The sequence below is a fragment of the Acidovorax sp. LjRoot74 genome (assembly GCF_964254355.1).
Taxonomy (GTDB): domain Bacteria; phylum Pseudomonadota; class Gammaproteobacteria; order Burkholderiales; family Burkholderiaceae_C; genus Acidovorax.
The window spans coordinates 1,722,314-1,742,039 of record NZ_CAXUTI020000001.1; the positions used below are offsets into that span (position 1 = coordinate 1,722,314).

Below are 19,726 nucleotides of genomic sequence, written 5' to 3' on the forward strand. Positions count from 1 at the left end.
CGGCTTGCCCGCCGGGGCTGGCCCGTGATGCCGGGCCTGTGCCTCGACTATGAGTGTTGGAGTGGGCGGCGGGTGTAGGCCGCCTGGGGCGCCCTGTGTAGGACACAGGGCCATGTATCTCGGGGCGCTGAGCACGCTTGCCTGTTACACCCCATAAGGGTTTACGTGGCTCCGGCGGCTGTTGCCAACCGCGTGGCGCAGGCAGATCATTTCCTGTGCACACATTCTTACAAGGAGGCACCCCATGGACCCACAAGCACAGCAGGCGAGCCGGGGAGGGCTGGGCACCCAGCTCACGGTGGCGCAGCAGATCGGGCTGATCGTGGGGGTGGCCATTCTGGCGCTGGTGGTGGTGCTGGGGCTGAGCCTGGTGCGGGTACAGCACCTGGGCGCCACGGTGGACCGGCTGGCCAACGAACAGGTCGAACGGCTGCAGCTGGCACTGCGCTGGCGCAGCAACATTGCCGTCAACTCCACGCGCGTGTTCTCCATCGTCCAGTCCGAAGGCGACGATTTGCAGAACTACTTCAAGGACATGGTGGCGGCCACCACGGCGGACACCAGCAAGGTGCAAAAACGCTACACCGAGCTGGAGAACAGCCCGGAGGGCCTGCGCATCCAGGAGGAGCTGGGGGCGGTGCGCAAGCCCTACCTGGAGGTGCGCGACAAGGCGTTGGCACTGAAAAAGGCAGGCGACATGGCGCAGGCCAAGAGCTTTGCGCTGGGCAGCTTTGCCCCGGTGGTGGACCAGTACAACGCGGTGGCCGACAAGATGGTGGCCTACCAGGTGCGGCGCTCGGCCGAGCAGGCGGGCGAAGCGGCGGGGCTGATCCAGTCCTACCGCACCACGGTGCTGGTGGCGGGGGGTGCGAGCCTGGCGCTGCTGGTGCTGCTGTCGTGGGTGGTGGTGCAGCGCATCCGCCGGTCGCTGGCCGAAGTGGCCCAGGTGGCGCAGCGCATTGGCGAGGGCGACCTGTCGCAACCCATCCACGCGCAGGGGCGTGGCGAGGTGGCGCAGATGATGCGCGCTATGGAAGGCATGCAGACCTCGCTGGTGCGCATCGTGGGTGATGTGCGCCAGAGCAGCGACAGCATTGCCACCGGCTCCAGCGAAATCGCCACGGGCAATGCCGACCTGAGCCAGCGCACGGAGGAGCAGGCCAGCAACCTGCAGCAGACGGCGGCGTCGATGGAGCAGATCACCAGCACCGTCAAGAACAACTCCGACACCGCGCAGCGCGCGGCGGTGCTGGCGGGCTCGGCATCGGCAGCGGCCGTCAAGGGCGGCGAGGTAGTGGGCCAGGTGGTGGCCACCATGCAGGACATTGCGGCAGCCTCCAAAAAAATCACCGACATCATTGCAGTGATCGACGGCATTGCGTTTCAGACCAACATCCTCGCGTTGAACGCGGCAGTGGAAGCCGCCCGTGCAGGCGAGCAGGGCCGGGGTTTTGCGGTGGTGGCCAGCGAGGTGCGCAGCTTGGCACAGCGCAGCGCAGAGGCGGCCAAGGAGATCAAGACCCTGATCGGCGCGAGCGTGGAGAAGGTGGACAACGGTGCCCAGCTGGTAAGCAATGCGGGCCAGAGCATGGAAGACATCGTCACCCAGGTCAAACGCGTGAGCGACCTGATCGGCGAGATCTCCAGCGCCACGGGCGAGCAGACCATCGGCATCAGCCAGGTGGGCGAGGCCGTGACACAGCTCGATCAGGTCACCCAGCAGAACGCTGCGTTGGTGGAGGAGAGCGCGGCGGCGGCCGACAGCCTCAAGCACCAGGCGGCCAAGCTGGCCCAGATCGTGAGCGTGTTTCGCCTGGGGCAGTGAACGGGCTGCGCCCGATGAGCGTGGAGCGCGGTGGCTGCCGCGTCACCCCGGCTGCAGGCACAGCGTGACCAGCAGCGAGGCGGGCTGCACCGCCTTGAGTGCGTGCAGCGCGCGTGGCGCGAGGTGCACAAAGTCGCCAGGGTGCAGCCGCTGCACGGCGCCGTCGCTGGCAAATTCGACCACGCCTTCGATGCACTGCACGGTGGCTTCGCCGGGTGTCTGGTGTTCCTTCATGGATTTGCCCACCGGCAGGACCACGCGCATGACTTCGAGCTGGCCGGCCTTGAGGATGGCGGTGGTGAGGGTGTCGGGCAGGCGCTCGCCCAGGGGGCGCACGCTGACGATCTGGCCGGATTGGGCGTGGGGCAGGGCCATGGCGGTTTTCCTTCCTGTCTTGCCTCGGCGCATCGGCGGCACGGTGCGGGTGCAGGGCGAAATGCCGGTGCGAAGGCGGGGCTGTGAGCCTACTTTGCCCGCTCTTGGCAGGGGGCGCAAGGCCGGGGAATCACCGGGTTAGCCGGTGCTGTACCACCTGCTGGCACCCCATCCCCACGCACCTGCAACAGGGTCTGCACCCAGTTAGACGCCGAGGCCTACACCGACCGGCTGCGCGCCAGCGGCGGGTTCTTTGCGAAGTAGCGCGTGATGCCGCGCATCAGCGCATCGGCCAGCTGCTCCTGGTAGGCGCTGCTGCGCAGGCGCTTTTCTTCTTCGGGGTTGCTGATGAAGGCGGTCTCGACCAGCACGCTGGGGATGTCGGGCGCCTTCAGCACCGCAAAACCGGCCTGCTCCACGCGCGGCTTGTGCAGCTTGGCCATGCCGCCAATCTCGCCCAGTAGCACGGAGCCGAGCTTGAGGCTGTCGTTGATCTGCGCCGTGGTGCTCATGTCCAGCAGCGCGCGCTGCACATGCTGGTCTTTGGATTGCACGTTGATGCCGCCCACTAGGTCGGCCTGGTTTTCTTTGTTGGCCAGCCAGCGCGCAGCGGTGCTGGAGGCGCCGCCCTGGCTCAGCGCGAACACGCTGGCGCCCCGGGCTTCGGGGGTGGTGAAGGCGTCGGCGTGGATGGAAACGAACAGGTCGGCCTGCACGCGCCGGGCTTTCTGCACGCGTGTGCCTAGCGGCACAAAGTAGTCGCCGTCGCGCGTGAGGTAGGCTCGCATGGGGTTGCCGCCCACGGTGGTGGCGTTGATGCGGTCGCGCAGCAGGTAGGCCACGCGCAGCACCACGTCTTTTTCGCGCGTGCCTGCGGGGCCGATGGCGCCGGGGTCTTCGCCGCCGTGGCCCGGGTCCAGCGCCACGATGATGAGGCGGTCGGTCTGGGTGGCGGTGGCGCGGTTGCCGGTGCGGGGCGGCTCGGCCGGTGCGGGCGCGGCCGCCACGGCGGGCGGCGGGGCCTCTGCAGGGGCAGGGCGTTGGGCCCGCTGGGCGATCAGGTCACCCAGCGGGTCATGTTCGGCAGGAGTGCTCGGGCGCGTAGCCACGGTGGGCGTAGGTGCCGGGGGGGCGGCTTTGTCGGCGGAGGGTGTCTCGCGCAGGCGCTCGGCGATCAGTGCCTCCAGCGGGTCCACCGGCGCGGCGGGGTACAGGTCGAACACCAGCCGGTGCTGGTAGGCGGCCACGGGTGGCAGGGTGAAGACCTGGGGCAGGGCAGCCTGCTTCAGGTCCACCACTAGGCGCACCACACCGGGCGCGTTCTGGCCCACCCGGATGCCTGCGATGTTGGGGTCGTCGGGCTTGACCTTGGCCACCAGCTCGCGCAGCGCGGGGCTGAGGTCGATGCCTTCGATGTCCACCGCCAGGCGCGGTGGTGTGGTCACGAAGAACTGTTTGGCCACCAGGGCGCCATCGGATTCGATGGTCACCCGCGAATACTCGGGGGCGGGCCACACGCGCACGGCCAGGATGGTGGCGCCACGCGCAATCTGCTGCGTGCCCAGCAGCAACACCAGGGAGCCCATCTGCAGCACAGCGCGGCGCGAGGGCGGCTTTGTGGAGGGGGTGGGCATGTGGGGCTGGTTCACGGTGTATCAGAGTCCTTGCAGCAGTGCGCGCCCTGCGGGGGTGTGGGCGTGCAGTGTGACCTTCCTTTCGGTGTCATCGATTGCTTCAATGTGGATAGCAAGGTCCGCAGGCGGGGTAAGCGCTGCAGCCTTTTCCGGCCATTCTGCCACCTTGAGGCCCGGGTTGGCAAAAATGTCCCTGAAACCCGCGTCCTCCCACTCGCGCGGGTCGTCGAAGCGGTAGAAGTCGAAGTGCCAGATCGAGAGGTTGGGCGCCTCGTGGGGCTCCACCACGGCATAGGTGGGGCTCTTGATGCGGCCCTGCACGCCCAGGGCGCGCAGCAGGTGGCGCACCAGCGTGGTTTTTCCTGCGCCCAGGTCGCCATGCAGGGTGAGGTAGGCGTTGGCCAGCAGCGGCTGCGCTGCCAGCTGGCGCGCGAAGGCGTCGGTGTCGGCTTCGCTGTGCCAGGTGAAATGGCGTGTAGCTTCGGCAAGGGCATCGGTGCCGCTTTCTACAATCTGGCCGGTATGTGGTGCAACAGTCAACTCGTTCCTCAAATGCAGGAGTGGGCCCGCGAGCTGGGATTTTCCCAAATCGGCGTGGCGGGGGTGGACTTGTCTGCGGCAGAACCCGGGCTTTCGGCCTGGCTGGCGCAGGGTTTTCATGGCGAGATGCATTACATGGCATCCCATGGCATGAAGCGCGCGCGCCCCGCCGAACTGGTGCCCGGCACTGTTAGCGTGATCACGGCGCGCATGGATTATTTGCCGCGCGACACTGCCATGGACGCGCCCGAAGGCTGGCAAGCGGTGGAGCTTTCGCGCCTGACCCGCCCCCAGGAGGGCATCGTCTCCGTCTACGCCCGTGGCAGGGACTACCACAAGGTGCTGCGCGCCCGACTGCAAAAGCTCAGCGACCGCATCGCGGAGGCCATCGGCCCGTTCGGGCACCGCGTGTTCACCGACTCCGCCCCGGTGCTGGAGGCCGAACTGGCCGCGCGCAGCGGCCAGGGCTGGCGCGGCAAGCACACGCTGGTGCTCAACCGCGAGGCCGGGTCCATGTTCTTCCTGGGCGAAGTTTATGTGGACATGGCGCTGCCACCGAGCGCGCCCGTTACGGCCCACTGCGGCAGCTGCAGCGCGTGCGTCGATGTGTGCCCTACGCAGGCGATCATTGCGCCGTACCGCATCGATGCGCGCCGCTGCATCTCGTACCTCACCATCGAGCATGCGGGGCCCATCCCGCTGGAGCTGCGGCCCCTGCTGGGCAACCGCATCTATGGCTGTGACGACTGCCAGCTCATCTGCCCCTGGAACAAGTTTGCCCAGGTCAGCCGCCTGCCCGACTTTGACGAGCGCAAGGGTCTGTCGGGGCAGCAGCTAGTGCACCTGTTTGCGTGGGACGAAGCCACCTTTTTGCGCATGACAGAGGGCGGCCCCATCCGCCGCATTGGCCACGAGCGCTGGCTGCGCAACGTGGCTGTGGCGCTGGGCAATGCGCTGCGGGCCACGGGCGATGGCGCGGTGCGCGCCGCATTGCAGACCCGCGCTGAAGACCCGAGTGATCTGGTGCGCGAGCATGTGGCCTGGGCGCTGAAAATGTGAATAAAAAACGGCCTCTCCGCGCGATGGGTAAGCGTTTTAAGCTATCAAAATGATAGTTTTTGGGTTGTTGGGCCCTGCGGTGTTACTGCACCAGCAATCCGGTGGTTTTGAGGGTCTCCACCAGCCCCTGCGCAAACTGCTCGTAGCCCGCTGCATTCGCATGGATCTGGTCTGACCGCAGTCGGTCTTGCGCCAGCACGCCCGACCAGCCTTTGCTGTGCAGGGGGATCTTCAACGCGTCGGCCACCTCTTCGTACAGTGCATGGTCGCTGAGCCTGCCTGCAGCGGCCATCAGCGACAGCTCGGGCACGGCCACCAGCAGCACCTGGGCGCCGCTGGCGCGCGCGTCGGTGCAGATGCGCTCCACGTTGGTGCGGGTGGTGGCGCTGCTCTGGCGGCGCAGAAAGTCGTTGCCGCCGATGCTCACGATCACCAGCGCAGGATTGTGCTGTTGCAGCAGGCCCGGCAGGCGCGCCAATGCCTGGGCCGAGGTGTCACCCGACACACCGCCATTGACCACCTTCCAGCCCGTCAGGCGCTGCAGCACGGCGGGGTAGGCGGTGTCGGCCGATGCGCCCAGGCCCGAGGTCAGCGAGTCGCCCAGCGCCAGCACCGTGGCCCCGGCGGGCAGCGCCTGCGCCCGGGGGGACTTGCGCCCGCAGGCGGCCAGCGGCGCAGCAAGTGCCACCGCGGCCAGGCGGGCCAGCAGGGTGCGGCGCCGTACCGCGCCCGGTGCAATGGGGTGCAAATCAGGGTGCAGAAAATTCGTCATCGCAGAACCCCCAGGGCAAAAGGCAGGCTCACCACGCCCAGCAGGGTGGACAGCGTCACCAGCCCCGCCACATAGGGCCCGTTGTAGCCCATGCGGGCGGCCAGCACATAACAAGTCGATGCCGTGGGCAGGGCCGAGAAGGCCAGCAGCACCGTGGTCTGCACCGGGTCCAGCCCAAACAGCCGCGCCAGCGCAAAGGCCAACAGGGGCTGCACCAGGTGGCGGATGGACAGCACCGCCACGCTCAGCGCCTTGCCGCGCGTGAGCAGGCCAAACTGCAGGCCGGCGCCGGCGGCCATCAGCCCGAGGGCCAGCGATGCGGCGCTGATGCGGCTGACCGTGGGCACGGCCCACTCCGGAATCTGAAAGCCCAGCAGGTTGGCCGCCAGGCCCGACCCCGTGGCAATGATCAGCGGGTTGCGCACCAGCTCGCGCGCAAAACTGTGCTGGCCCTGCCGCGCCATGGGCCACACGGCCGCCACGTTGAACAGTGGCACACATACCCCGATCAGCACGGCAATCATCAAGAGGCCCTGCGTGCCCGCCAGCCGTTCGGCAATCGCAAGGCCAATGAAGGAGTTGAAGCGGAACGCCACCTGCGCGCTGGCCGCATGGTCGCGCACATCGATGTGTTTGCCGAGCCACGGCCAGTGCGGCAGGCTGTAGGCCAGCGCAATGCCGATCACGCCCGAGAGCATGCCCGCGCCGATCAGCCCCGATGCGGCGCTGATGTCCACCGGGCTCTTGACGATGGACTGGAACAGCAGCACGGGAAAGAGCAGGTAGTACACCAGGCTCTCTACCGGCTGCCAGACCGAGCGGTTGAGGGCGGTGTAGCGGCAGATCAGGTAGCCGCACAGGATGAGGGAGAAGTCGGGGAGCAGGAGCTGGGCGTAGTTCACGCTGCCGAGAATACTTGATGCGCAGCAAGGCCTTGGGGTTAGCCCTTATGTGGAATCCGCAGGGCGCCAACGCGGTGGTTGCGCATACCATCGGCGCTGTTTGTTACCCGCACGAAGGAGAACTCCATGCATCGTCGTCAATGGCTTGCGCTGACCGTACTGGCTGCCGCAGCAGGCACCGCTGCCGCCCAAGGCTATCCCAACAAGGTGATCAAGCTGCAGGTGCCGTTTGCACCCGGTGGCACCACCGACATCATTGCGCGCGTGATCGCCGACCCCCTGGGCAAGGCCCTGGGCCAGAGCGTGATCGTGGAGAACAAGGCCGGTGGCGGCGGCATCGTGGGCGCAGCTGAAACGGCCCGCTCGGCGCCAGACGGCTACACGCTGGGCGTGGCCACCGTGTCCACCACGGCGGCCAACCCGGCCATCAACCCCAAGACGCCGTACAACCCGCTGACGGACTTCACGCCCATCATCAACATTGCGGCCACCCCCAACATCATTGCGGTGCACCCCAGCTTCCCGGCCAAGGACTACAAGGCCTTTGTGGCCGAAGTCAAGAAGTCGCCAGGCAAGTATTCGTACTCGTCCTCCGGCACGGGCGGCATCGGCCACCTGCAGATGGAGCTGTACAAGAACCTCTCGGGCACCTTTGTGACCCACATCCCCTACCGTGGTGCGGGCCCCGCCCTCAACGACACGGTGGCGGGCCAGGTGCCCATGATTTTTGACAACCTGCCGTCGGCCCTGCCTTTCATCAAGGAAAACCGCCTGGTGCCCATCGTGGTGGCTGCCCCCCAGCGCGTGGCAGCCTTGCCCAACACGCCCACGTTCAAGGAACTGGGCCTGGAGCCGGTGAACCGCATGGCCTACTACGGCATCGTGGGCCCCAAGGGCCTGCCCAAGGATGTGGTGGACAAGATCAACGCCGCCGTGCGCACGGCATTGCAAGACCCAGCCGTGAAGAAGCGCATCGAAGACACTGGCTCCCTCGTGATCGGCAACACGCCCGAGCAGTTTGCCGAGCAGATCAAGGCCGAGTTCGCGGTCTACAAGGATGTGGTGGTCAAGCAGAAGCTGACGCTCGAATAAGCGCTGCGCTTTCGCACCCCAAAGCCGCCCCTTCGCCCGGGCGGCTTTTTTACGTGCTATCGTTTTTGTATGCTTGCCGCCAGCCTGAACGCGATTGATGCCTTTGTGGACGCCCTGTGGCTGGAAGACGGTCTTTCGCGCAATACCTTGGCGGCCTACCGGCGCGACCTTACGCTGTACGCCCAGTGGCTGGCGGCCCAGCAGCCCGCGCTGGCGCTGGACGACACGGCCGAGCTGCACCTCAACGCTTACTTTGCGGCCCGCCATGCGCAGACGCGTGCCACCTCGGCCAACCGGCGGCTCACGGTGTTGCGCCGTTACTTCCACTGGGCGCTGCGCGAGCGGCGCATCACAGCCGACCCCACGCTGCGGCTGCAGGCCGCGCGCCAGCCCCTGCGGGTGCCCAAGACCTTGTCGCAGGCCCAGGTGGAAGCCCTGCTCAACGCGCCCGATCTGGGCAACCCCCTGGGCCTGCGCGACCGCACCATGCTGGAGCTGATGTACGCCAGCGGCCTGCGCGTGACCGAGCTGGTCACGCTCAAGACCTTCCAGCTCGGGCTGAACGAAGGCGTGCTGCGGGTGATGGGCAAGGGCAGCAAAGAGCGCCTGGTGCCGTTTGGCGATGAGGCGCATGCCTGGCTGGAGCGCTACCTGCATGAGGCGCGCGGCGCCATCCTGGGCGGGCAGCAGACCGATGATCTGTTTGTGACCCAGCGGGGCAGCGGCATGACGCGGGCGATGTTCTGGGTCATCGTCAAAAAATGGGCGCAGGTGGCGGGCATCACGGTGCCGCTGTCGCCGCACACGCTGCGCCACGCGTTTGCCACCCACCTGCTCAACCATGGTGCCGACTTGCGTGTGGTGCAGCTGCTGCTGGGCCACGCCGACATCTCGACCACCACCATCTACACCCATGTGGCGCGCGAGCGGCTCAAATCGCTGCATGCCCAGCACCATCCGCGCGGATGATTGGAGATGGAGGCCCGCTGGGTTGCCCAAGCCTAGATTCCTCACAACAACACAAGGAGACAAGAGCATGAAGAAACTGGTAGCAGGCACTTTGCTGCTGGGGTTGGCCACCCTGTCCATGGCCCAGGGCTGGCCTTCGGCCAAGCCCATCCGCCTCATCGTGGGGTACCCGCCAGGCGGCGGCATCGACTTTGCCGCCCGCACCGTGCAGGTGCCTTTGCAGGAGGCGCTCAAGCAGCAGATCGTGGTGGACTACAAGCCGGGCGCTGGCGGCATGCTGGCCGCCACCGAACTCACGCGCGCAGCGCCGGACGGCTACACCCTCCTGCTCGCCAACACCGGGCCGTTTGCCATCGCGCCCTACCTGCAGCGCAAGATGCCCTACGAGCCGCTCAAGCAGTTCACGTATGTCGGCCAGATCAGCCAGGGCAGCTACATCGCCGTGACCCGGCCCGACCACCCCGCCAAAGACCTCAAGGACTGGGTGGCGTGGGCCAAGGCCAATGTGGGCAAGGTGAACTTTGCCTCGGGCGGCGCGGGCACGTCCACACACCTCAACGGCGAACTCATGAACCAGGCCACCGGCCTCGATGTGACGCATGTGCCGTACAAGGGCAGCGCGCCGGCGGTGCAGGACCTGATCGGCGGCCAGACGCAATTGCTCATCGATGCGGGGCCGGTGCTGCTGCCGCAGATCAAGGGCGGCAAGCTCAAGGCGCTGGCCGTGACCGGGCCCCGGCGCGACCCGCAACTGCCCGATGTGCCCACGGTGGGCGAGCTGGGCTTTGCCGCCATGGAGTCGGTGGGCTTTCAGGGCCTGGTCGGCCCGGCCGGCCTGCCCAAGGAGGTGGTGGACAAGCTGGCCGCCGAACTGGCCAAGGTGCTGGCGCAGGCGGACGTGAGGGCCAAGTTCGCATCCACGGGTTCCGAAGTACATTCGCTGGGCCTTGTGGAGTTCTTCAGCTTCGTGAAGGGCGAGAACGAGAAATGGGCCCGGCTCATCCGCGAGCGCAAGCTCGAACTCGATTGATGGATTCACCGACCGCCTGATGGCGGCTTCTTTGCGATGACCTACTTACCCCCGCTGTCCCGCCGCTTCCTCCTTGCCACCGCCGCGCTGGCCCTTGCACCGGCCATGGCTTTGGCGCAGTCCTGGCCCACGGCCAAGCCGATCCGCATCGTGGTGGCCTACCCGGCGGGTGGTGTGAGCGACAACGTGGCGCGTGCCCTGGCAGACAAGCTGGCCGCGCAGTTGGGCACGCCGGTGGTCATCGAGAACAAGGCCGGTGCCAGTGGCAGCCTGGGCGTGGATGCCGTCGCCAAGGCGGCGCCAGATGGCTACACCCTGGGCTTTGCAGCAGTGAGCCCGCTGGCGCTCAACCCGCACCTGGGTAAGTCGCCGTTCGACCCGCAAAAAGACATTGCCCCGGTGGTGAGCGTGATGTATTCGCCCGTGCTGCTGCTGGGCACGTCCGCCAGCAAGGCGGCAGATTTCAAGGACTTGCTGGCCACCGCGCAGGCGAAGCCTGGGGCCGTGCGCTGGGCGACTTCGGGGCAGGCGTCGCTGGGCCACATCATGCTGGAGCAGATTGCGGGCAAGAGCCAGGTGCAGATCACCCACGTGCCCTACAAAGGCGGTGGCCAGCAGATGAACGACGCGTTGGGCGGGCAGTACGAAGTGCTGTCCACCAACGCGGGGCCAGCCGTGCTGCAGCACATCAAGGCGGGCAAGCTCAAGCCGCTGGCGGTAGGGGCGCCTGCGCGGCTTGATTCGCTGCCGCAGGTGCCCACGCTGGCTGAGCTGGGCCAGCCCGCTGCCAACCTGTCGTCGTTGTTTGGCCTCTATGCGCCCGCACAGACGCCTGCGGCCGTGCTCGACCGTATCAATGCCGAGGTGAACAAGGCGCTCGCCCAGCCCGATATCCGCAGCAAGCTGGAAGCCACCGACAACGTGCCGACAGGCGGTACGGCGGCCGAGTTTGCGCGCCAGATTGCGCAAGAGTCGGAGAACAACGCGCGCATCATTCGCGCGGCGGGCATCCAGGCCAGCAACTGAGAGTTTGTGCTTTCTTCATAAACAAACAAAAAGGGCCCTGGATGACCAGGGCCCTTTGACTTTGGGCGGCTGCGGCGGCCATGCGCGCCACAGGCCGGTGCGTCACTCCTCGTTGAGGCTTTCGGCCCAGGTCAGCGCCTGAAGGTGGGCCCAGTTGACCTGGCGGTTGGACAGGTGCAGCGCTTCAGCGTTCTTGGCAAAGGCCACTTCGTCACCACTCTCGCAAGCCTTGGTCAGCTCCAGGAAGGGCGCAAACACACCGGTGCCGCGCAGCAGGGCGTCCATCACAGGCTCGGGCAGGGCCACGGATTCCAGGGCTTTTTCGAGTGGCACACCCAGCATGGTGTCGAGCAGCGAGAACACGCCCACCACAAAGGCGTTGTCGCAGTCTTCAGGCGGCAGCAACTCGGCGGCCAGCAGCTCCATCAGGCGGCCACGGACCACGGCGGTCTGGCCCACAGCCGGTGGCGCACCGCCAGCGCGCGAGGTGGTCATCAAAAGTGCCGCCCAGCGGAACAGCTTTTTCAGGCCCAGGATCATCACCGCGTGGCGGAACGAGGTGATCTCGCACGACAGGCCAAAACCCGACGAGTTGATGAAACGCAGCAGGTTGAAAGACAGGGTGGGGTCTTTCTTGAGCAGGTCTTCGATCTCGGCCGTGCTGGCCTGTTTGCGCACCAGGTTGATGAGCTGGATGATCGTGGCCTGCGAGGGGCGGATGGTGGTGGCCTTGACCAGCGAGGGCAGGGCGAACCAGTAGCCCTGGAACAGCTTCACGCCCAGGCCCTTCATCAGCTCGTACTGCTCGGCCGTTTCCACCTTTTCGGCCACCAGGGTGGCCTTGCTGTGGGTGGTGGCAAACTTGACCAGCGGCGCGGCCAGCTCGGGTTTGAAGGCCTGCATGTCCAGCTTGATGAAGGCTGCCAGGGGCAGCCAGCTGGTGTAGGCACGCTTGAGGGCCTGCTGGTCAAACGCCAGGCGGAAGCCTCGGGTGCGCAGGGCCTCCAGCGTGGGCAGGCGACCTTCGATTTCCTCGGGCGTTGCGCCATCGGGCAGGGGTGGGACTTCAAGCACTACCTTTTCGGGGTGGATCAGCTCCAGGTGGCCGCCCGAGAGGCTGTCGTGCGTGCAGTTGATGAACACCGTCTTCTTGCCTACCAGGGCCTCGGTGCCCGCGTAGGACAGGGCGTTGAACAGCAGGGCGGCGTCGCTGGCGGCGGTGTGCGAGTCGGAGGCCGTGGAGCGGTCAAACAGTTCGTAGCCATAAACCGCTCGGCTTTCGTCCACGATGGCCTGGCGGGCAATGATGGCGAGGTTCTCGTCCACCGGCTCCACCGCTGGGGGTGCAGCGTCCGGGGTGTCTTGTTCAGGTGTGCTCGACATGGGGTCTGCTGTAGTGAAAGGCTAGTTCTTGGCGATTCTAGACCCCCGTGGCCTTGCCGCGAACCAATGGATGGCAGCAGGCCGCGCTGCTGTGCTGGCAGGGGGGCGGATCAGTCGCCCAGGTGGTCTGCCCAGGCCAGCGCCTGCAGGTGGGCAAAGTTGATTTGCTGGCTGGTGAGGTGCAGCAGCCCGGCTGTGCGGTCGAAAACGGCATCGTCACTTGACTCGCAGGCTTCGGCCAGCGTGAGCAGGTCGCCCAGGAAGCCTTCGCGGCGCAGCAGCGCTGCTGCCACGGGTTCGGGCACGTTCAGCAGGCCCAGGGCGGACTCCATGGGCATGGACAGCATCACGTCCAGCAGCGAGAAGATACCGACCACAAAGGCCTGATCGGCTTCTTCGGGGGGCAGGGTCTCCAGCGCCAGCAGTTCCATGAGGCGGCCCCGCACCACGGCCGTCTGGCCCACGGACGAGGGTGTGCCCCCTGCGCGCGAGGCCGTGAGCAGCAGTGCCGCCCAGCGGAACAGTTTTTTCAGGCCCATGAGCATCACGGCCTGGCGGAAGGAGGTGATCTCGCGCGACAGGCCGAAGCCTGCTGAGTTGATCAGGCGCATGAGGTTGAAGGCCAGGCCTGCATCCTTCTTGAGGGTTTCCTCGATGTCGTCGGTACTCGCCTGTTTGCGCACCTGGTTGATGAGTTCGATGATGCTGGCCTGCGAGGGCGCGAGCAGTTTGGCTTCCACCAGAGAGGGCCGCGCAAACCAGTAGCCCTGGAACATCTGCACGCCCTGGCTGGACACCATGTCGTACTGCTGTGCGGTTTCGACCTTTTCAGCGATCAGCTCGGCCTGAGAGTTGCGCCCCGCATAGCTGATGAGCACTGCCAGCTGGTCCGGCGCCAGCACGGAGAGGTCGAGCTTGATGTAGTCGGCCAGTGGCAACCAGGGCGCGTAGGCCGATTGCAGCACCGTGTGGTTGAACGCCAGGTGAAAGCCGCGGTCGCGCAGCCCGGCCAGGATGGGCATGCGGGTGGCGACTTCTTCGGCGGCAGCATGGCCCAGGGGTGGGATCTCCAGCACCACCTTGTCGGGGTCCACCAGCTCCAGGTGGCCGCCCGAGAGGCTTTCGTGCGTGCAGTTCACAAAGATGAGCTTCTTGCCCACCAGCTCTTCGGTGCCCGCATGCGAGAGCGCCGTGAAGACCAGGATCACATCGGTGGCCGCCGTGTGCGCCGCGCCGCTGCGCGAGCGGTTGAACAGCTCGTAGCCCACCACCACCTGCTGTGCGTTCACGATGGCTTGCCGCGCAATCATGGCGACCGAGGACTGGTTGCCAGGAGGCGGGGGCGTGAGGGAGAGCCCGGGGGAGGTGGGTGAAGTCATGGGGGGAGTATGGAAGAAAGAGGGGCCGGTGTCTGCGGCGACCTGTGGCGGCCTGCACAGCGAATTTTAAAAGCCCGAGCCAGTTCGGCTGTAACCAGAAGATCAGAGCTGCTGCAGCCAGCGCAGTTCGTTGTCGGTAAAACCTGCCTTGCGGCGGGCGGTTTCGTTGAATGGCGGCTTCAGGCGCGGGGCCTCGTATTGTGCGACCAGGGTGCCGTAGTGGGTTTCGGGGTCGTGCCCCGCACGCTCGCACAGCCAGCGGTACCAGTGGTTGCCGATGGCCACGTGGCCGACTTCGTCGCGCAGGATGATGTCCAGGATGGCCACCGCCGCCAGCGCATCGGGTGCGCCCACCTGGCGCAGCTTGGCCTGAATCTGGGGCGTGGCGTCCAGCCCGCGAGCCTCCAGCGTGCGCGGCACCAGGGCCATGCGGGCCAGGATGTCGTGGCTGGTCTTCTCGCACATGGTCCACAAGCCCTGGTGGGCTGGGAAGTCGCCGTAGTCATGCCCCAGGCTGCGCAGGTGGTCGCGCAGCAGCCTGAAATGCCGTGCCTCCTCGGCCGCGACCAGCACCCAGTCAAGGTAATAGGCCTGTGGCATGCCGCCGAAGCGCCACACGGCGTCCAGCGCCAGGTTGATGGCGTTGAATTCGATGTGGGCAATTGCGTGGATCAGCACTGCGCGGCCTTCGGGGGTAGCAGGCGAGCGCCGGGCCACATCCGTATGGCGCCGCAATTCCGGCCGCGCGGGGCGGCCGGGCAGGTCGTGCGCGTTGCTGGGCGGGGTGGGGGTATTGTCTGCTATCGAAAGCGTAGCTGCTTGGGTATACAGGTCCAGCGCAGCGGCCGCTTTTTGTTCAGGGTCTGCAAGGCACAAGACCTGCAGTGCACGTTGGCGAAGCTCCATCCTTACAATTCTAGGCCGTTGCCAACGGTGCCCACAGACGCGTGGCGCCACTGGCTGGCGCTTCCCCCATTCCAAAACGCAGGCCCGGATGCCTGCCCCCACGGAGACTTTTGCATGGCGATTTACGAACTCGATGGTGTGGCGCCCCAGGTGCCGACATCGGCCTGGGTGGCTGACAGCGCCCAGGTGATGGGCAATGTGGTGCTGGGCGAAGACGCCAGCGTGTGGTTTGGCACCGTGGTCCGGGGCGATACCGAGACCATCACCATCGGCGCGGGCTCCAACATCCAGGACGCCAGCGTGCTGCACGCCGACATCGGCAAGCCCCTGGTGGTGGGCGAGCGCGTGACGGTGGGCCACCAGGTCATGCTGCACGGCTGCACGATTGGCGACGAATCCTTGATCGGCATTGGCGCCGTGGTGCTCAATGGCGCCAAGATCGGCAAAAACTGCCTGGTGGGCGCGGGCGCGCTGGTCACCGAAGGCAAGGAGTTTCCCGATGGTTCCATGATCATCGGCAGCCCTGCCAAGGCCGTACGCGAACTCACGCCCGAGCAGATCGAGGGCCTGCGCCAAAGCGCCCAACACTACATCGACAATGCGCGCCGTTTCCGAAGCGGCCTGCGCAAGATCGGCTGAGCGGGCATCGCCGCCGCCTGCCACCTCATTTTTTCTGGAACCCCTGCGTGTCTGAACTCCACAAGTTTCTTTTTGATGGCCTGCCTGTGCGCGGCATGATCGTGCGCCTGACCGATGCCTGGACCGAAATCTTGCGCCGCCGCGCCAGCAACACCAGCACGGGCGCCTACCCCGCGCCCGTGAGTGAGCTGCTGGGCGAGATGGCGGCAGCCGGGGTGCTCATGCAGTCCAACATCAAGTTCAACGGTGCGCTGGTGCTGCAGGTGTTTGGTGATGGCCCCGTCAAGCTGGCCGTGACCGAGGTGCAGTCGGACCTGAGCCTGCGCGCCACGGCCACGGTGAATGGCGAGGTGCTGCCGGATGCGAAGCTGAGCCAGATGGTCAATGTGGGCGGCGGTGGCCGCTGCGCCATCACGCTGGACCCCAAGGACCGCCACCCCGGCCAGCAGCCCTACCAGGGTGTGGTTCCGCTGCATGGCGACCACCATGAAAAGCTGGAGCGGCTGTCGGATGTGCTGCAGCACTACATGCTGCAGTCCGAGCAGCTCGACACCATTCTGGTGCTGGGCGCCAACGAGCAGGTGGCGGCAGGCCTTTTGATCCAGCGCATGCCCATCAAGGGCGAAGGCAACCTGGCTGCGGGCCTCTCGCACCGCGAGAACGAAGACCAGATCGGCCACAACGAGGATTACAACCGCATCGCCCATCTGGCCGCGAGCCTCACGCGCGAAGAGCTGCTGACGCTGGACGTGGACACCATCCTGCGCCGCCTGTTCTGGGAAGAGAAGCTGCTGCGCTTCGAGCCGCAGCAGGGCGCCAGCGGCCCGCGTTTTGCCTGCACCTGCAGCCGTGAACGCGTCAGCAACATGCTGCGCAACCTGGGTGTGGAAGAGGCCGAGAGCATCCTTGCCGAGCGCGACGACATCGAGGTCGGGTGCGAGTTTTGCGGCCAGCAGTACCGATTCGATGCCGTGGATGCGGCGCAGATTTTTGTCTCGCCCGCAGCCAGCCAGCCACCCGGGCCCACGGGCATCCAGTAGGGCCCTCCTGGTCAGCAACAACCCGTCTGGGGTCCGCCCGGTGCAGGGCGGCAGTCCCGTGGCCGTGCCTTGCATGGCTGACCATCGTTGACATTCAATTTTTCCATCCCCGCTTAGGATTCATGGGCCATCGCGCGGCTGCCGTTCCGGCCGCAGCGCGGGGCAGGGGCGCTGCTAGCGCCGTGGTGGCGGCATGCGGCCGCTGATGGATCTGAGAGAACCTGTTCTGAGGGTGTCATGGAGTTACTACGTCGCGTTCTGGGTGTCCGCCGTGCCGGTCCGGCGGTTGCAGCGCCCGCGCAGCTGCTGTTCGACAGCGCCGCAGTGCCTGACTCGCGCCGTGGCGACAGCCTGCTGGCGGCCCTGGACATCGACGCCGCCATCAACGCCCATGAACGCTGGAAAGCCCGCCTGATGGACTACCTGGAGGGCCGTACGGCCGTAGGGCTGGACCCAGCCCTGGTGCGCCGTGCAGACCATAGCGTGCTGGGCCGCTGGCTGCACGGCGTGGGGGGCGAGGTGTTGGGTGACCAGCCGGCGTTTCCACTGCTGGTGGCGCGTTACCAGTATTTCCACGAGCAGGCTGCCACCCTGGTCGAGCTGGCCCAGCAAGGCGAGTGGGACAAGGCGGTGCAGGTGCTCAATGGCGGCTACCGCTATGGCTCCAGCCAGGTGGTGCTGTTGCTCAAGGAGCTGCAGCGCGGGCTGGTGCGGTCGTTGGCCGAGTAAGGGCCGAAGGCCCTGCGAGACTGGGAGCTGGCCCAGTCTCAATCCGGGCGCGTCTGCCGACTGCCTACCAGGCTGGTGAACAGGCGGTGTTCGCAGACGGGGTCACTGCATTTTTCGCAGTTCCAGGCGCGCAGCCGCTGGGTGTGTGTGCTGCTTTCGGCATCAAATACCCCGTTTCCGCCTGTTGGGTGTGCCTTTGTAGCTATTGATTTAATAGCGTTAAGCGCATGTTCTGCGCGCTTCTCCCCCTGGCCATAAATCACCCGGTATGGGACCTCGGCCTGCTGCAGTGCCGAGCGCAACTGCGCATCGACGGCTTCCTGGATGGCGCGGTCTTCGGGCGGGCATGGGGTGTCCAGCCCCATCAGCAGCACCAGCGTGGCAGTGCGGGCTGTGGGCAGAGGGTCGTGTTGTGCCACTGGCAGGGTGGGCGACATCTCAGGTGCGGCCACGATGTGCGCTGCACCCAGCGCAATATGCTGCCGCAGCGCCCCGGCCAGTGCCTCGGCACCTGTGTGTGGGGCGCCCAGCAGAACCACCACGGGCAGGGGGGCGGCAGGGGGAGGCTGAAGCACGGAGAAGAGAGGTTCAGGTGGCTGGAGAGCAGCGGCCAGGCACGCGCCGGGTGGCGCCTGACTCCGCCGTTCAGCGGGGCGTGAACTGCACGTAGACCTCGTTGGGCCTGACCATGCCCAACTCACTGCGTGCCTTTTCTTCCACCATGTCCAGGCCCTCCTTGAGGTCGTGCACCTCGGAGGTCAGGCGTGCATTGATCTGGCGGGCATGGTCATTGGCCGCCTTCTGCGCATCGATCTGCCGCTGCATCTCATTGACACGCGGCACACTGCCCCGTCCTAGCCACAGCTGGGCGTGCAGCGCCCCCAGCAAGGCCAGCAGGATGACGGGGACGATGCGGGAGACCATGGCGGTGGTTCAGTCCCTTGCACGATGTTGAGTCACTAGGCCGACCGCACTGGGCCATGCCTGTGTTCTGGGCGCGCTGCACGCCAGTGCACCCGTGGAGCCGGCTTGGCCGGGCCACTGGGTGCGCCCCCCTCCCGCGGGAGAGGGGGAAGACGCGAAGCGGCTCAGGGGGAGCATCATTTCAAGTTGTAGAACGCAGCGCGGCCAGGGTACTGCGCGATTTCGCCCAGGTCTTCCTCGATGCGCAGCAGCTGGTTGTACTTGGCGATGCGGTCCGAGCGCGACAGCGAGCCGGTCTTGATCTGGCCGGCGTTGGTGCCCACCGAGATGTCAGCGATGGTGCTGTCCTCGGTCTCGCCCGAGCGGTGCGAGATCACGGCGGTGTAGCCCGCGCGCTTGGCCATCTCGATGGCGGCGAAGGTTTCGGTCAGCGTGCCGATCTGGTTGATCTTGATCAGGATCGAGTTGCCGATGCCCTTGTCGATGCCTTCCTTGAGGATCTTGGTGTTGGTCACGAACAAATCGTCGCCCACCAGCTGCACCTTGTCGCCCAGGCGTTCGGTCAGGTGCTTCCAGCCGTCCCAGTCGCCTTCGTGCATGCCGTCTTCGATGCTGATGATGGGGTACTTGTCCACCCAGGCGGCCAGCATGTCCGTCCATTGCTGGGCGGTGAGCTTGAGGCCACCTTCGCCTTCCAGTACATACATGCCGTCCTTGTAGAACTCGCTGGCCGCGCAATCGAGGCCCAGGGCGATCTGCTCGCCCGCCGTGTAGCCCGCTGCTTCGATGGCCTGCAGGATCAGGCGGATGGCTGCTTCGTGGTTCTCAACGCTGGGGGCAAAGCCGCCTTCGTCGCCCACGGCGGTGCTCATGCCCTTGTCGTGGATGATCTTCTTGAGCGCGTGGAACACTTCGGCGCCCCAGCGCACGGCTTCGCGGAACGTGGGCGCGCCCACGGGGATGATCATGAACTCCTGCAGGTCCAGGCTGTTGTTGGCGTGAGCGCCGCCGTTGATCACGTTCATCATCGGCACGGGCAACTGCACGCTGCCCATGCCGCCCAGGTAGCGGTACAGCGGCAGGCCGGACTCTTCGGCGGCAGCACGGGCCACGGCCATGGAGACGGCCAGCATGGCATTGGCGCCCAGGCGGCTCTTGTTCTCGGTGCCGTCGAGGTCGATCAGGGTCTTGTCCAGGAAGGCCTGCTCGGAGGCATCCAGGCCCAGCACGGCTTCGCTGATTTCGGTGTTGATGTGCTCTACGGCCTTGAGCACGCCCTTGCCCAGGTAGCGGCTCTTGTCGCCGTCGCGCATTTCAATGGCTTCGCGGCTGCCGGTGGAGGCACCCGAAGGCACGGCGGCGCGGCCCATCACGCCCGACTCCAGCAGTACGTCGCATTCGACGGTGGGGTTGCCGCGGCTGTCCAGCACTTCGCGGCCTACGATGTCAACAATGGCACTCATGATTTTCCTTGGGGTTTTTGAAATTCATTCAGACGGGCG

Annotated in this window: 20 protein-coding genes; 9 read left to right on the forward strand and 11 right to left on the reverse strand. The window is 66.3% G+C overall.

The genetic code is table 11. From position 1 onward, the window contains the following. Window positions 1–244 precede the first annotated feature (244 nt). The gene (locus ACSQ3O_RS07925) at window positions 245–1,825 is read left to right on the forward strand and encodes a methyl-accepting chemotaxis protein (protein ID WP_436138444.1); all 1,581 of its coding nucleotides are present in this window, start codon (window positions 245–247) and stop codon (window positions 1,823–1,825) included. A gap of 42 nt (window positions 1,826–1,867) precedes the next feature. On the opposite strand, the gene ACSQ3O_RS07930 is transcribed toward ACSQ3O_RS07925, so the two are convergent. The 3 genes from ACSQ3O_RS07930 to tsaE form a co-directional block, all read right to left on the reverse strand. Continuing rightward, window positions 1,868–2,200, reverse strand: a complete 333-nt coding sequence (locus ACSQ3O_RS07930; RefSeq protein ID WP_298448621.1) for a cupin domain-containing protein — start codon at window positions 2,198–2,200, stop codon at window positions 1,868–1,870. Window positions 2,201–2,418: 218 nt separating this feature from the next. Continuing rightward, a complete protein-coding gene (locus tag ACSQ3O_RS07935) occupies window positions 2,419–3,834 on the reverse strand; it encodes an N-acetylmuramoyl-L-alanine amidase (protein ID WP_436141091.1) in 1,416 nt (471 codons plus the stop codon). A gap of 21 nt (window positions 3,835–3,855) precedes the next feature. Then, complete coding sequence (gene tsaE, locus ACSQ3O_RS07940) at window positions 3,856–4,374, reverse strand: tRNA (adenosine(37)-N6)-threonylcarbamoyltransferase complex ATPase subunit type 1 TsaE (protein WP_137746299.1); 519 nt, start codon at window positions 4,372–4,374, stop codon at window positions 3,856–3,858. 12 nt (window positions 4,375–4,386) lie between these two features. On the opposite strand from tsaE, the gene queG reads away from it, so the two are divergent. Then, a complete protein-coding gene (gene queG / locus ACSQ3O_RS07945; protein ID WP_436138445.1) occupies window positions 4,387–5,433 on the forward strand; it encodes a tRNA epoxyqueuosine(34) reductase QueG in 1,047 nt (348 codons plus the stop codon). Between the two features lie 82 nt (window positions 5,434–5,515). On the opposite strand, the gene ACSQ3O_RS07950 is transcribed toward queG, so the two are convergent. Continuing rightward, the gene (locus ACSQ3O_RS07950) at window positions 5,516–6,205 is read right to left on the reverse strand and encodes a GDSL-type esterase/lipase family protein (protein ID WP_436138446.1); all 690 of its coding nucleotides are present in this window, start codon (window positions 6,203–6,205) and stop codon (window positions 5,516–5,518) included. Further along, window positions 6,202–7,107: an AEC family transporter gene (locus ACSQ3O_RS07955; protein WP_436138447.1), complete on the reverse strand. Its 906-nt coding sequence runs from the start codon at window positions 7,105–7,107 to the stop codon at window positions 6,202–6,204. Before ACSQ3O_RS07955 ends, ACSQ3O_RS07950 begins: the two co-directional genes overlap by 4 nt. A gap of 126 nt (window positions 7,108–7,233) precedes the next feature. Between ACSQ3O_RS07955 and ACSQ3O_RS07960 the strand changes: the two genes are divergently transcribed. The 4 genes from ACSQ3O_RS07960 (at window position 7,234) to ACSQ3O_RS07975 (ending at window position 11,224) form a co-directional block, all read left to right on the forward strand. Then, window positions 7,234–8,199 (forward strand): tripartite tricarboxylate transporter substrate binding protein BugE, encoded by a 966-nt coding sequence (locus ACSQ3O_RS07960; RefSeq protein ID WP_137746303.1) that lies wholly within the window; start codon window positions 7,234–7,236, stop codon window positions 8,197–8,199. Window positions 8,200–8,268: 69 nt separating this feature from the next. Beyond that, complete coding sequence (gene xerD / locus ACSQ3O_RS07965; protein ID WP_436138448.1) at window positions 8,269–9,168, forward strand: site-specific tyrosine recombinase XerD; 900 nt, start codon at window positions 8,269–8,271, stop codon at window positions 9,166–9,168. A 67-nt stretch (window positions 9,169–9,235) separates the two neighbouring features. Then, entirely contained in the window at window positions 9,236–10,198 is a 963-nt protein-coding gene (locus ACSQ3O_RS07970) for a Bug family tripartite tricarboxylate transporter substrate binding protein (protein ID WP_436138449.1), read from the forward strand. A gap of 36 nt (window positions 10,199–10,234) precedes the next feature. Next, complete coding sequence (locus ACSQ3O_RS07975) at window positions 10,235–11,224, forward strand: Bug family tripartite tricarboxylate transporter substrate binding protein (protein WP_436138450.1); 990 nt, start codon at window positions 10,235–10,237, stop codon at window positions 11,222–11,224. 102 nt (window positions 11,225–11,326) lie between these two features. Here the strand turns inward: ACSQ3O_RS07975 and ACSQ3O_RS07980 are convergent, their stop codons facing one another. From ACSQ3O_RS07980 to ACSQ3O_RS07990, 3 genes are all read right to left on the reverse strand, one after another. Further along, a complete protein-coding gene (locus ACSQ3O_RS07980; RefSeq protein ID WP_436138451.1) occupies window positions 11,327–12,607 on the reverse strand; it encodes an EAL and HDOD domain-containing protein in 1,281 nt (426 codons plus the stop codon). 110 nt (window positions 12,608–12,717) lie between these two features. Next, on the reverse strand, window positions 12,718–13,986 hold the full coding sequence (locus ACSQ3O_RS07985; RefSeq protein WP_137746308.1) for an EAL and HDOD domain-containing protein: 1,269 nt from the start codon (window positions 13,984–13,986) through the stop codon (window positions 12,718–12,720). A gap of 102 nt (window positions 13,987–14,088) precedes the next feature. Beyond that, complete coding sequence (locus tag ACSQ3O_RS07990; RefSeq protein WP_137746309.1) at window positions 14,089–14,892, reverse strand: ferritin-like domain-containing protein; 804 nt, start codon at window positions 14,890–14,892, stop codon at window positions 14,089–14,091. 114 nt (window positions 14,893–15,006) lie between these two features. Between ACSQ3O_RS07990 and ACSQ3O_RS07995 the strand changes: the two genes are divergently transcribed. The 3 genes from ACSQ3O_RS07995 to ACSQ3O_RS08005 all read left to right on the forward strand — a co-directional run bounded on the left by ACSQ3O_RS07995 (window position 15,007) and on the right by ACSQ3O_RS08005 (window position 17,300). Next, window positions 15,007–15,531, forward strand: coding sequence for a gamma carbonic anhydrase family protein (locus ACSQ3O_RS07995; protein ID WP_137746310.1), 525 nt, complete (start codon window positions 15,007–15,009; stop codon window positions 15,529–15,531). A gap of 47 nt (window positions 15,532–15,578) precedes the next feature. After that, entirely contained in the window at window positions 15,579–16,571 is a 993-nt protein-coding gene (locus tag ACSQ3O_RS08000) for an Hsp33 family molecular chaperone HslO (RefSeq protein WP_137746311.1), read from the forward strand. Window positions 16,572–16,808: 237 nt separating this feature from the next. After that, on the forward strand, window positions 16,809–17,300 hold the full coding sequence (locus ACSQ3O_RS08005; RefSeq protein WP_436138452.1) for a CZB domain-containing protein: 492 nt from the start codon (window positions 16,809–16,811) through the stop codon (window positions 17,298–17,300). 38 nt (window positions 17,301–17,338) lie between these two features. Here ACSQ3O_RS08005 and ACSQ3O_RS08010 read toward each other — a convergent pair whose 3' ends face one another. From ACSQ3O_RS08010 to eno, 3 genes are all read right to left on the reverse strand, one after another. Then, window positions 17,339–17,875, reverse strand: coding sequence for a hypothetical protein (locus tag ACSQ3O_RS08010; RefSeq protein WP_436138453.1), 537 nt, complete (start codon window positions 17,873–17,875; stop codon window positions 17,339–17,341). Window positions 17,876–17,945: 70 nt separating this feature from the next. Beyond that, complete coding sequence (locus tag ACSQ3O_RS08015) at window positions 17,946–18,224, reverse strand: septum formation initiator family protein (protein ID WP_063462085.1); 279 nt, start codon at window positions 18,222–18,224, stop codon at window positions 17,946–17,948. Window positions 18,225–18,400: 176 nt separating this feature from the next. Then, window positions 18,401–19,687 (reverse strand): phosphopyruvate hydratase, encoded by a 1,287-nt coding sequence (gene eno, locus ACSQ3O_RS08020; protein WP_137746314.1) that lies wholly within the window; start codon window positions 19,685–19,687, stop codon window positions 18,401–18,403. Window positions 19,688–19,726: the final 39 nt, after the last annotated feature.

What these genes read in the sequence shown, in the direction of transcription:
- ACSQ3O_RS07990 (WP_137746309.1), bottom strand. Translation starts at nt 14,892, where the DNA reads ATGGAGCTTCGCCAACGTGCACTGCAGGTCTTGTGCCTTGCAGACCCT.
- ACSQ3O_RS07950 (WP_436138446.1), bottom strand. Translation starts at nt 6,205, where the DNA reads ATGACGAATTTTCTGCACCCTGATTTGCACCCCATTGCACCGGGCGCG.
- ACSQ3O_RS07970 (WP_436138449.1), top strand. Translation starts at nt 9,236, where the DNA reads ATGAAGAAACTGGTAGCAGGCACTTTGCTGCTGGGGTTGGCCACCCTG.
- eno (WP_137746314.1), bottom strand. Translation starts at nt 19,687, where the DNA reads ATGAGTGCCATTGTTGACATCGTAGGCCGCGAAGTGCTGGACAGCCGC.
- ACSQ3O_RS07995 (WP_137746310.1), top strand. Translation starts at nt 15,007, where the DNA reads ATGGCGATTTACGAACTCGATGGTGTGGCGCCCCAGGTGCCGACATCG.
- ACSQ3O_RS08015 (WP_063462085.1), bottom strand. Translation starts at nt 18,224, where the DNA reads ATGGTCTCCCGCATCGTCCCCGTCATCCTGCTGGCCTTGCTGGGGGCG.
- ACSQ3O_RS07960 (WP_137746303.1), top strand. Translation starts at nt 7,234, where the DNA reads ATGCATCGTCGTCAATGGCTTGCGCTGACCGTACTGGCTGCCGCAGCA.
- queG (WP_436138445.1), top strand. Translation starts at nt 4,387, where the DNA reads ATGCAGGAGTGGGCCCGCGAGCTGGGATTTTCCCAAATCGGCGTGGCG.
- ACSQ3O_RS07925 (WP_436138444.1), top strand. Translation starts at nt 245, where the DNA reads ATGGACCCACAAGCACAGCAGGCGAGCCGGGGAGGGCTGGGCACCCAG.
- ACSQ3O_RS07985 (WP_137746308.1), bottom strand. Translation starts at nt 13,986, where the DNA reads ATGACTTCACCCACCTCCCCCGGGCTCTCCCTCACGCCCCCGCCTCCT.
- ACSQ3O_RS07935 (WP_436141091.1), bottom strand. Translation starts at nt 3,834, where the DNA reads ATGCCCACCCCCTCCACAAAGCCGCCCTCGCGCCGCGCTGTGCTGCAG.
- xerD (WP_436138448.1), top strand. Translation starts at nt 8,269, where the DNA reads ATGCTTGCCGCCAGCCTGAACGCGATTGATGCCTTTGTGGACGCCCTG.
- ACSQ3O_RS07930 (WP_298448621.1), bottom strand. Translation starts at nt 2,200, where the DNA reads ATGGCCCTGCCCCACGCCCAATCCGGCCAGATCGTCAGCGTGCGCCCC.
- ACSQ3O_RS07975 (WP_436138450.1), top strand. Translation starts at nt 10,235, where the DNA reads ATGACCTACTTACCCCCGCTGTCCCGCCGCTTCCTCCTTGCCACCGCC.
- ACSQ3O_RS08005 (WP_436138452.1), top strand. Translation starts at nt 16,809, where the DNA reads ATGGAGTTACTACGTCGCGTTCTGGGTGTCCGCCGTGCCGGTCCGGCG.
- ACSQ3O_RS07980 (WP_436138451.1), bottom strand. Translation starts at nt 12,607, where the DNA reads ATGTCGAGCACACCTGAACAAGACACCCCGGACGCTGCACCCCCAGCG.